Below are 12,396 nucleotides of genomic sequence, written 5' to 3' on the forward strand. Positions count from 1 at the left end.
CAAAACAAGTTGTTGGATGCGCAGTATTTTGAACACGAGCCCAAATCGTTTGAGGATTTGTTGAATTCATATAAGCTTGTGGATTTGCAATCCAATTAGTACCAACGTTAGCTAACACTAATGATGTAAAATAACGAACTTCATAATTACCTGCAATCGTCTGAGCTGCAAGAATCAATGGCGTTTGCTGAGTTAAATCAATTGGCGTTATACCATCAAATAAATCATTTTGAACGTCACATGTAATTATATTTGGTAAAGTTACAGGCATCTTAGGTGAAACTAATATTCGGAAATTAATTTTGTAAACAGAGAAACATCCAGTAATTTTATTAGTTGCTCTAACCCAAACCGATGAATTATTAGGTTCTAAATTATTATAAGCTTCTGGATTTAAAATAGGTAACACGTTATTTTGAGCATTAGCTTGTGTTTCGAAATATTTTAAATCATGATCTGGGCCACCATTTAAAAGTTGCGCATTGAAACTTGATAAATTAACAGTTCCAAAACTAGTATCTGTATCACTACAAATATCAAATGGAGTAACTGGTACATTTAATACTGGTACAGGTGATACACGAATATCCATTGTTGTTGTTGTAAAACAACCAGTACTTAATCTTTGAACACGAACAAAAAGTGTTTGTACATTTTGAACTACATTCTGATAAGGTGAAGCTAATGGATTTGATCCTGAATTAGCATCAGCTAAAGTATAATGGAAAGTTACTTGTAAACCAGTTTGTGTTCCAGTAATTAATGGAATTTTACTAGCAATATCAAATACTTGGAATCCATCGAAATTATCGTCACATGAAGAATATGTAGCAATTGGATTTACAATTACAGGCGTTGGATTTGTTACTAAAAACAATCTTACAACTTTTGAACATCCTCCACCAATTGATTCTACTCTAACAAAAACGGAATTAGATGTTAAATTAGAATAACTCGACGGATTCGATATTTCATTAATTCCTGACAGAGCATTTTCTTCATTTATATGAAACGTTACGATATAATCTAAAGGATCTAATCCGTTTAATACTTCTGATACTTTAGATGTTAAATCAAAATCTGCAACACCATCGTTATTTGAATCACAAGTTGTCAATGGAGTTGAAATTGTAATATTTGGAGTTGGTTTTATAATCAAATCAATTGGCATTGTTGCATAACAATTTGAATTTACACGCGAAACCCTAACATAAATAGTTTGAATATTTGGAACAATATTTTCATATGCACCAATGTTTTGAATTCTATTTGCATTATTATTTGCATCACCTATTGTTTCATGATACGAAATTATCAAACCAGCAGGAACAGGATTTCCAGTAATAGCAGTTGTAGTTGGAATAAGATTGAAAATACCGTAACCATCATTATTAGAATCACAAATTTCCAACGGAGCTATATTACTTAAAACCGGAACTTCAACAATTAATAAAGCTTGAGTAAGAATAATGTAACATCCCGTTTTTGAATTAATAACTCTAATATAAATATCACCTTGAGCTCCAGTATATAATAAAGGTAAACTAGCAGCGGCATTACCAATTTCAGCTTCAGCATAAGTTCTATAATACTCTAATGCTATGTTCGATTGATTACCAATAATATCTACTTCATTTACACTAAGGTCAAATGTTGCAAAACCTAAACCATTTACTTCACAAGAACTTAGAGCCTGTGGTGTGTTAACAACTGGCAAATCATATAAATGTAAACTAAACGATTCTATTCCATAGATTTCAATATCATTATCATCTTGAACCCTAACCCAAATCGTTTCTCCATTTGTAGCTGTATAATTTGAAATGATATTATTGTCTATTGGATTTGTCTGTAACAAAGCATCGTCTTCCGAATTATAAAAAGTTACGGTATAACCAATTATCCCATGATAAACCAGATCCTTATAAGGAATAAAATCAAATGAATTTGGTTGAGATCCGACACAAATAGACAAATCAGGTAAATGTTCTAATTGTAAAACACAGTTATCTAATACAATTGTAAATGACTCAACTCTTGAACATGGCAAAGTTAATCCAGTAATACGAACCCAAATAGTAACAGGTAGAGTAATATCATTATCTAACTCAAAGATTGGAGAAATAGAATTCATATTATTTAAAGCATCTTCTTCAGATAAAAAATAACTAAAAATAACAGGCTCACTAGTTACCCCTATTTCAGAATCTCTTAAATCAAAAAAAGTAACATCTCCTTTGTTAGGACAAGAATTAAGATTTTGAGGTAAATTTGTAATCTCTAATTCATTAAAAATCTCAATCCTTACAGGTTCAGGATTTTGTTCACAAGATCCAAAAACTGCAGTAATAAGAACACCATATAAACCAGACTCTGTAACAGTATAAGTAGGATCTGTCGCACCAGGAATCAATTCACCATCTTTAGTCCATTGAAACAAATATTGTTCGGGATTTAAACCAGTCGATAACTCGTATTCTTCAGCAGAACACATTGCTGATCCATCTTCTATCAATCTATTTTCACCCAAATTTGGCTGACCAATATCAAAACTACCTCCTTCAATAAAAACTGCAGAATCCAACATACTATCATTCCTATCAGCAATAACTAACTTTATGTGATATTGAACACCTGGAGTAACATCAGAAGCCGCAACCATTTTAACTGTTTGTCCATTGTAATTTATCGCACCAACAGGATCACCAACATTATATGAACCAAAATATTCAGGATTCATGGATGGACAATCGTCTTCACTTTGACCGCCTATATTAAATTGCGAATCACGAATAGTAATAACTGATATAGGATCATTTGTATTTGGTACTAATGCCAAATTTGTAATTTCTCCTGTAACTGTATTTGTCAAAAAAAATGCAAAGGCATCCGAAAAATCACATTGATAGAATCCATATTCACGAGAAGCAAATAAAAAATTAAAACTCATGTGATCTGTAAAAGGAGTAAAATCAAATTCTATAATTGAAGCATCTCTATAACCAAGCAAACCTGGATCAATATCCAAGGCTGTCATATAATCAAACAATTGTTGATCTCCTGGCCAACCTCCTGACAAAGTAGGAGACCCTTGAGGTCCTGGAGCATCAATAGCTGCACTTGTGCTCAAAATGATACCGTTTGTCATTGGAAAATTAGGATTTGTGTTTTGAAAATATCCAATTCCATTAACAGACCCGTGATTACTTCCTGTATTTGAAGTTATATTAGTAATAATAGCACAAGGCGTATTTATCAAAACTTCAGTGACTAGTTGATCCACTGTATATTGCGTTGTACTAACTGCAATTGGCTGAGAAATCCCCCAAAAACAGGAAAAGAGCAAACAAAACAAAAAGTACTTTTTCATAAATTTATATTAGTAAGTTGATTTAAGATAAATTTAATTTAAACAAATGTTAATTTTTCGTTTAAATTCCAAATATAAATAATCAATCCATATTTCTTTGTTAATTTTGTAAAAAATCTTAAAAAATGTTTAAAGTCAATATAAAAGAAACGCAAAACCCTGCCATTCTGAAGTTTGAATTCCCAGATTTCTTAAGCTACGGCTCAAATTTCGAGTATAAAAACATCGATGAAACAGAAAATTCGCCCTTAGCAAAAAAACTTTTTTATTTACCTTTTGTTAAAACGGTTTACATTTCAGGTAATTTTATTGCCATTGAGCGTTTTTCAATCGTAGAATGGGCAGATGTTCAAGATGCTGTTGCTGAAGAAATTGAAAAATTTGTAATTGACGGTGGGAAAGTTTTAATTGAAAAAGACAATTCTCAAAACAAAAAAATTCCAGTAACGGTTTACGGAGAAACAACTCCAAACCCAGCAGTTCTAAAATTTGTTGCCAATAAAAAACTTACTCAGACTGCAATTGAGTTTAAAAACATCGACCAAACAGAAGTTTCTCCTTTAGCAAAAGAATTATTTAAATTTCCTTATGTAAAAGAAGTGTTTATTGATGAAAACTACGTGTCAATTTCTAAATACGATTCGTACGACTGGAACGACATCACAATTGAAGTTCGCAGTTTTATCAAAAATTTCATTGAAAACGGTGGAACAGTTATCGAGGAAGATTTAATCGTTAAAACCGAAGTACACGAAAAAGCGCAAGAAGAATATTTCGATAAATTGGATGTTACATCACAACAAATCATTAATATTCTAGAAGAATACGTTAAACCAGCTGTTGCTGCAGATGGTGGAAACATTTCTTTCAATAGTTATGATGACGCAACGAAACTTGTTTCGGTAACTTTACAAGGTGCTTGTAGCGGATGTCCTTCTTCTACTTTCACACTTAAAAACGGAATTGAAAACATGTTACGTCAAATGCTTAACGATAACGACATCATCGTAGAAGCTAACAACGGATAAAAAATTAAAACGTTCACCTTAAAAAGTGAACGTTTTTTTTATACCATTCGAAAGTGTATTTTTACATATTAAACTATTCAACAAATGAATCAGCTAAAAAACGCCCATTCACCCTATTTACTTCAGCATGCCGAAAATCCAGTGCATTGGAAATTTTGGAATAACAAAACATTAGAAAACGCCTTAAAAGAAAATAAGTTACTCCTTATAAGTATAGGTTATTCTGCTTGCCACTGGTGCCATGTAATGGAACATGAATGCTTTGAGGATTTTGAAGTTGCAGAAGTCATGAATACGGATTTTATTTCAATTAAGATTGATCGTGAAGAACAACCCGAAGTCGATGCAATTTACATGAAGGCTTTACAATTGATGACTAAACAAGGTGGTTGGCCGTTAAACATTGTAGCACTTCCTAACGGAAAACCAGTTTGGGGAGCCACTTATGTAAACAAAAATGAATGGATAAATGTATTGTCGCAATTAGCAGATTTATATAAGAATGACCCTGAAAAAATGATTGATTATGCCGATAAACTTTTAAACGGAATAGAAATCATGAGTGATACAAATGAACTTCCTAAAAGCAAAACTTCGTTTGATTTAGATGAATTAGTCAACAAATGGAAAAGAAGTTTTGATTTGGAATTTGGTGGATATTCACGTGCACCTAAATTTATGATGCCAACAAATTTAGATTTTCTTCAAACTTTTGGATTTCTAAAAAAAGACAATGCTATTTTAGATTATGTAGATTTAACCTTAACAAGAATGGCTTGGGGCGGATTATTTGATACAGTTCATGGTGGATTTAGCAGATATTCAGTTGATGTAAAATGGCACATTCCGCATTTCGAAAAAATGTTATATGACAATGCTTTGCTGCTAAAAACGTATTCAGATGCATACAAAAGAACCAACAAACCTTTATATAAAGAAGTTATTACAAAAACAATTCAGTTTTTGAATAATGAATTTTATAACGCTCAAGGCGGATTTTACTCAGCTTTTGATGCCGATTCGTTAACAAAAGAAAACAAATTGGTTGAAGGTGCTTTTTACAGTTGGAGAATTGAAGAGTTAAAAAACATAATTTCTGATGATTTTGATTTGTTTAGTAAAGTTTTCAATATTAATTCTTTTGGCTTTTGGGAAGAAGATTTATATGTTTTAATTCAAAATGAAGAACTTGAACTAATCGCAAAAGAAGCGAATATTCCGTTAGAGGAATTAGTTGAGAAAAAACGTATTTGGGAAATACAATTAAAACAAATTCGAGATAAAAGACAAAAACCAAGACTTGATGACAAGATTATCACTTCATGGAATGCTATGTTATTATCTGGATTAGTTCATGCAAATAGTATTTTAAACGATATCGCCTTAGAAAATACGATTACTTCCTTAGAAACATTTATATCAAATCAATTAACAAAAGAAGATTATCATTTAGGCCACGTTTACAAAAACAATCAACTTTATATAGATGGATTATTTGAAGATTATGCATTTGTAATTCAAGCTTATATTGATTTGTATTCTTCAACTTTTGATGAATCCTATTTACAAAAAGCGAAAAATTATACACACGTAGCTTTTGATTTATTCTATGATGTAGAAAAACAATTTTTCTGTTCACATAAAAATGACCCAAATTTAATTATCAAACATTTTGAAATAGAAGACAATGTTGTTCCTGCTTCAAATTCAGTAATGGCAAATAATTTAATTGTTTTAGGATTACTTTTTGAAAATTCTTATTTTACAGAAACAGCAAAAAAGATGACTAATCATATCTTGGAAACTATTGATTATGCTTCAGCGTTTTCTCATTGGTTGTTAGCTTTTTTGAAAACAGAAAAATCTTTCACTGAAATTACAATTATTGGAGATAAAGCAAATGAATACAATAATGAAATAAATAATTTCTTTATACCAAATAGTATTATTTCTGGAAGTAAGTGCAAATCGAATGTGCCATTTTTAAAAGATTATTCATTCAATCAAACTACAGATATTTACATTTGTACAAACAAAAATTGTTTAAAACCAATAAACTCAATTGAAGAATTTTCGATTTATTACGAAAACATTAACAATTAACTATTTTTAAATCAAACAATTATTAACTAATTTAGCGTTTCGTTTTATAAAACCAATCAATATTATGAAAAAAATAAAAATCGCACTTAGTGCAATCGCATTATTTACATTCTCAAATACTTTTGCTCAAATAAATGCACAAGGAGTTACAGGAACAGGTGTTTTAACTTTTTACAAAAACAACTCGAACGAAAAACCAGCAGTGGTAGGTTCTGAATATATAATTGAAGAATTTAAACCTGCAAGAGTTAATGGAGGAACTCAACCTTTTCAAATTCGTTTCAATGCACATACAAATGTGATGGAATATAAAAAAGATAATGAAGAATTAATTCTTATCAAAAAAAACAACACATTAATTGAATTTACAGATGGCAAAAGCTATGAATTAATTTCTTATAACGATAAAAAAGGAAAAGGTACTGAAGCATATTTAGCAGCAATTAAAAAAACAGAAAATGTAAGCATCTACAAGTTAGAAAAAATAAACTTTGTAGAAGCAAGAGCCGCTTCAAACACATACGATACTGCAACCCTAGCTCAATACAAAAAAGCTTCGGATACATTCTTTCTAAAAATTGGTGATGTGGTTTCTGAGTTACCAACAAAACAAAAAGAATACATTAAATTATTCCCAGGAAAAGAAGCTCAAATTAAAGAGTATTTTAAATCAAATAAAATCAATTTTAAAGACGATGCAGACTTAATTAAATTTGCTACTTTTTTAAATTCAATTGCATAAATAAAAAAATCTTCCGCTTGGAAGATTTTTTTATACATTTAATTCAGACAAAATTTCAGAAAAATAGGTCATCGAAATTTTTCGAGCTTCTAAATCATAAACTGGACAACTCATCATAATTTCATCACACGGAATTTTGTTTAAGAAATTAGACAATTCTCGTTTTACAATTTCTTTAGTTCCAATAAAAGAACAGGTCAACATTTGACGCACCATCGCTTCTTCGTTTACATTCCATATTCCGTCCATCGAATCAATTGGTGCTTGCATTTTTCTTCGTTCATTGCGAATTACTCCTAAAAACATCATATAAAAAGAAGTTGCTAAACGTTGCGCTTCTTGAAGTGAATCAGCAATTATAACATTTACACAAGCTAATGTATATGGAGCTTGAAGAACATCATTAATTTGAAAATTATTCTTATAAAAATCAAAAGCATTTTTTATCTGAGCTGGTGCAAAATGACTAGCAAATGCATAAGGTAAACCATAGGACGCTGCCAAAACTGAACTTTCAGTACTTGAACCTAAAATCCAAATGGGAACATCAACTCCTTCTCCAGGAATTGCTCTAACTTTTGAATTCTTATTTTCTGATGAAAGAAATTGCTGCAACAACGAAACGTTCTTCGGGAAATTCTGAGCATTTTCATAAAAATCAGGTCGAATATACGAAGCAGTCAAATGGTCTGTTCCTGGCGCACGTCCTAAACCTAAATCAATTCGATTAGGATATAAAGTTGCTAATGTTCCAAACTGTTCGGCAACTACTAATGGAGAATGATTTGGCAACATCAAACCACCTGAGCCAACGCGAATTTTACGGGTATTTCCTGCTACAAAACCAATTAAAATAGAAGTCGCTGAACTCGCGACTCCATCCATATTGTGATGTTCTGCCAACCAAAAACGCTCAAAACCTAAAAGCTCTGCGTGTTTTGCGGATTCTAATGTTTTATCAAAAGTTTCTGCAATTGTTGCGTCTTCGGTTACATATGCTAAATCTAAAAAAGAATATTTAATCATCTCAAAATTTTTAATAAAATTAAAGTTTATAAAATAATTATTCCAAAATGTTTTCTTAAAAAAATTTCTAAGTAAAACTAATTTCTATTGTAAATAAGACTGATTTTGGTTACTTTTAATGAAACTCAAAATACAAATATGGATTTATTTTTACTCACATTTGCAGCACTTTTTTCGGTAATAAATCCATTAGGAAGTGTTCCCATTTTTTTAGGATTAACTCAAGATGATTCGAAAGAATCAAAAAACAAAACAGCATTATGGGCAGCTATAAATGTTTGTATTATTTTAATAATTTCGTTCTTTATTGGAGAATATGTACTAAAATTTTTCGGCATTAGCATTGATGTTTTAAGGATTGCTGGAGGTATTATTATTTGTACTTCTGGATTTGGATTACTTTCTGGAACTTTTAGTAAAAAACGAGGCGTTAGCAAAAAAGTAACAGACGATGCACAACACAGAAGTGATATTGCCTTAACTCCACTTGCAATTCCGATGATGGCAGGACCAGGTTCAATGTCATTACTAATTGCGATGTATCAAGATTACCCAGAATACTCAGACAAAGCAATTATTGTTGGAGCTATTTTAATTCTATCTTTAAGCGTATTTTTGATTTTAAGAAGTGCGAATTATTTATCTAAACTTTTAGGAGCTTCAGGTATCGTAGCTATTTCAAGAATCATTGGTTTTTTAGTTTTAGCTATCGGAGTTCAGTACATCGTAAATTCACTAGTAGCTATTTTCAAAATATAAAAAAAGGTTTCTGAATTCAGAAACCTTTTTAGTTATATTATTCTTGAGGTAAGAAAATCTCAGCTAACATACAGCGAGCACTTCCACCACCGCAAGCTTCAATCGTATCTAAAGAAGAATGTAAGATTTCACAATGTTTTTCGATTGCATTAATCTGACCTTTATTTAAACTGTTATAAGCTTGTGTACTCATAACCAAATATTTTTTATCATTAGCACCTAAAACTTGCAACATATTTCCTGCAAAATTATTGACTTGATCTTCGGTGATATAAATAATTTCTTTGCCAGATTTCTTTAAATGATCTAAAACAATTTTACGTTCTTGTTTATCATCAATACAATCGGCACAAATTACCGCAAATTCATCAGCAACACACATCATTACATTGGTGTGATAAATTAATTTTCTACCATCTGGCGTATCTTGATAAGCTTCAAAAATCACCGGATCAGAAAAGAATTCTTCACAAAACTCAATGATTAATTCTTCATCAGCACGAGGTGATAAAGCTGCATAAACTTTTTCGTTTTCTCGATCCAGAATCATACTTCCAGTTCCTTCTAAGAAAATATTATCTTCTTCGGCTGAAGTATAATCAATGATATTTTCTATTATGAAACCTTTTTCTTCCAACATATCCAAAATATCTTCACGACGTTCTTGTCTGCGATTCTGAGCAAACATCGGATATAAAACAACATCACCGTTTTCGTGAAAAGATATCCAATTGTTAGGAAAAATACTATCTGGTGTGTTTGGTTCTATAGTATCTTCAACCACAACAACATTCACTCCAACAGAACCTAATTTTTCAACAAAAGCATCAAACTCAAGTTGAGCTTTTGCGTTAACAGTTGCAGGAGTCGTATTTTCTAATACTTTTTGATAATAATTATTTACAGCCGTTTGCTCATTCATACGAAAGGCAACCGGACGAATCATTAAAACAGAATTTGTAATCTGGCTCATTTTTTAATCTCTTATTAATGGTAAAGTTGAACAACGTAAAAGTCCTTCTTGTTTAGAAATCTCAGCATAAGGAATTTCCTCAACAACAAATCCGTTTTCACGAAGCCAATTGTTTAATCTTATAAAGTTCTTTTCCGAAACTACAACATTTTTATCTATTGAAAAAACATTTGAGAACATATGATACATTTCTTCTCTTTCGATATGGAATAAATTTTCCATACCAAATAATTCAACTAAATATTGATAATCCGCTTCATCTAGAAAGCCGCCTTTATAAATTATGCCTTTATTTTCTCCAACAGGCTGAAAACAACAATCTAAATGTAATGCGTTATCACGTGGTTCAGTTCTAGATTTACTTAAATTAAATTCTTTTACGATTTTATGTGGAAATATTTTTTTAATGTATTCCACTCCTTGCATATTTGTTCTTGCTGTAATATAATCTTTATAATCAGCACCTTTATAAGTTCCGATAAAAATATAATCATTCCAAAGCATCACATCACCACCTTCGATATGAACTTCTTCTGGCGGACGAACAACCTTATCAGGATGCATCGTTTCTATAATATAATTTATTGCATCTAATTCATTTTCTCTATCAGGAAGAATATTTGCTTTAATAAAAATATCATCAATAACGAAACCAATATCGCGAGTAAAAATTTGATTGCAATTTTCGATAATTTCTGGACGATAAACTTTAACGTCATATTTTTGAAATACTTTATTAAAAGCTTCCATTTCTAGAATCATATCTTGCTCAACTGGATATGTCCCAGCAATTATATGCTCTAAAGATTTAGGATCATAAGCTTCTTCAATAGTAGGCGTTGGTCCGTTACTTTTAGCAGTACCCAAAACAACAGCCCTTAAACGAGACGATTCATTTTTTACATTTAACTGTAACATAACGGGTGTTTTTTCACAAATATATAAAATGAAAATACAATTCAAAGCTTTTTTTAAAATATATCTATTATATAAACAACAAAAGCCAGATGATAAGTCTGGCTTTTGAAGAGTTTATAAATAAAAATTGTATCTGTCTATCGTTCGTTCATTTTTTTGAAAGAACGTAATGGCTCACCTACATATACTTGACGAGGACGACCAATTGGTTCTTTGTTAACACGCATTTCTTTCCATTGAGCAATCCAACCTGGTAAACGTCCAATAGCGAACATTACCGTAAACATTTCAGTTGGAATACCTAAAGCACGGTAAATAATTCCTGAATAGAAATCTACGTTTGGATATAAATTTCTAGCTACGAAATACTCATCTTTTAATGCTTTTTCTTCTAAATCTTTAGCGATTTTTAAGATTGGATCATTAACTCCTAATTCAGCTAAAACTTCATCAGCAGCTTTTTTGATGATGCGAGCACGTGGATCGAAGTTTTTGTAAACTCTGTGTCCGAATCCCATTAAACGGAATGGATCATTCTTATCTTTAGCTTTTGCTAAATATTTATCTGCATCTCCACCATCTTTTTCGATTTCTTCTAACATCTCCAAAACTGCTTGGTTAGCACCACCATGTAATGGTCCCCAAAGAGCAGAAACACCTGAAGAAATTGAAGCGAATAAGCCAGCATGTGAAGAACCAACCATTCTTACTGTAGAAGTAGAACAGTTTTGTTCGTGATCAGCATGTAAGATAAATAATTTATCAATTGCGTTTAAAACCGTTTTATTGATTGTATAAGGACCAGTTGGTAACTCAAACATTAAACGCAAGAAATTATCAACATAAGGTTTTGTATTATCATAGTAATTCAACGGATATCCTTTAGCTTTTCTGTAAGTCCAAGTAGCAATCACTAAGAATTTACCCATTGTTTTACAGATTGCTTCATACATTTTCTCGTCATTTTCAACATTTACAACACCAGGATTGAACGCTGTTAAAGCACAAGTTAATGAAGACAAAACTCCCATTGGATGAGCATTTTTAGGAAAACCATCGATGATATTCTTCATCTCTTCGTTTACTAATGTATGCTTACGGATATCTGTTTCAAATTTTTCGATTTGATCTTGAGTTGGTAATTCTCCGAAGATAATTAAATAAGCTACTTCTAAAAAGTTAGAATTTTCAGCTAATTCTTCGATAGAATAACCTCTATAACGCAAAATTCCTTCTTCACCATCTAAGAAAGTAATTGCACTTTTACAAGAACCTGAATTTTTGTAACCAGGATCTAAAGTAATTGCCCCAGTTAAAGCACGTAGCTTTTCAATGTCGATAGCAACTTCGTTCTCACTACCTACGATTAAAGGTAGATCAACTTTTTTGCCATCTATCTCTAAAGTTGCATTTTTTGACATATTATAAATTATTTGTTTTTTTATTGCTAACAGCGAATTTACGCATTTTCTACGAA

Annotated in this window: 9 protein-coding genes; 4 read left to right on the forward strand and 5 right to left on the reverse strand. The window is 31.2% G+C overall.

The window, feature by feature from the left end:
• Positions 1 to 3,370, reverse strand: a 3,370-nt coding sequence (locus tag EG240_RS07430) for a choice-of-anchor L domain-containing protein (protein WP_148096341.1), incomplete at its 3' end; no start/stop codon positions are given.
• A gap of 125 nt (positions 3,371 to 3,495) precedes the next feature.
• On the opposite strand from EG240_RS07430, the gene EG240_RS07435 reads away from it, so the two are divergent.
• From EG240_RS07435 to EG240_RS07445, 3 genes are all read left to right on the forward strand, one after another.
• The gene (locus EG240_RS07435) at positions 3,496 to 4,398 is read left to right on the forward strand and encodes a NifU family protein (RefSeq protein WP_125018766.1); all 903 of its coding nucleotides are present in this window, start codon (positions 3,496 to 3,498) and stop codon (positions 4,396 to 4,398) included.
• A gap of 84 nt (positions 4,399 to 4,482) precedes the next feature.
• On the forward strand, positions 4,483 to 6,501 hold the full coding sequence (locus EG240_RS07440) for a thioredoxin domain-containing protein (protein WP_125018767.1): 2,019 nt from the start codon (positions 4,483 to 4,485) through the stop codon (positions 6,499 to 6,501).
• A 64-nt stretch (positions 6,502 to 6,565) separates the two neighbouring features.
• On the forward strand, positions 6,566 to 7,243 hold the full coding sequence (locus EG240_RS07445; protein WP_125018768.1) for a hypothetical protein: 678 nt from the start codon (positions 6,566 to 6,568) through the stop codon (positions 7,241 to 7,243).
• A gap of 30 nt (positions 7,244 to 7,273) precedes the next feature.
• Here the strand turns inward: EG240_RS07445 and EG240_RS07450 are convergent, their stop codons facing one another.
• A complete protein-coding gene (locus EG240_RS07450) occupies positions 7,274 to 8,269 on the reverse strand; it encodes an LLM class flavin-dependent oxidoreductase (RefSeq protein ID WP_125018769.1) in 996 nt (331 codons plus the stop codon).
• 138 nt (positions 8,270 to 8,407) lie between these two features.
• On the opposite strand from EG240_RS07450, the gene EG240_RS07455 reads away from it, so the two are divergent.
• The gene (locus EG240_RS07455; RefSeq protein WP_125018770.1) at positions 8,408 to 9,028 is read left to right on the forward strand and encodes a MarC family NAAT transporter; all 621 of its coding nucleotides are present in this window, start codon (positions 8,408 to 8,410) and stop codon (positions 9,026 to 9,028) included.
• Between the two features lie 37 nt (positions 9,029 to 9,065).
• On the opposite strand, the gene ctlX is transcribed toward EG240_RS07455, so the two are convergent.
• The 3 genes from ctlX to EG240_RS07470 form a co-directional block, all read right to left on the reverse strand.
• On the reverse strand, positions 9,066 to 10,001 hold the full coding sequence (gene ctlX / locus EG240_RS07460; RefSeq protein ID WP_125018771.1) for a citrulline utilization hydrolase CtlX: 936 nt from the start codon (positions 9,999 to 10,001) through the stop codon (positions 9,066 to 9,068).
• A gap of 3 nt (positions 10,002 to 10,004) precedes the next feature.
• On the reverse strand, positions 10,005 to 10,919 hold the full coding sequence (locus EG240_RS07465; RefSeq protein ID WP_125018772.1) for a dimethylarginine dimethylaminohydrolase family protein: 915 nt from the start codon (positions 10,917 to 10,919) through the stop codon (positions 10,005 to 10,007).
• Positions 10,920 to 11,056: 137 nt separating this feature from the next.
• Entirely contained in the window at positions 11,057 to 12,340 is a 1,284-nt protein-coding gene (locus tag EG240_RS07470) for a citrate synthase (RefSeq protein WP_125018773.1), read from the reverse strand.
• Positions 12,341 to 12,396: the final 56 nt, after the last annotated feature.

The organism is Paenimyroides tangerinum, from assembly GCF_003865405.1.
In the GTDB taxonomy this organism is placed as follows: domain Bacteria; phylum Bacteroidota; class Bacteroidia; order Flavobacteriales; family Flavobacteriaceae; genus Flavobacterium; species Flavobacterium tangerinum.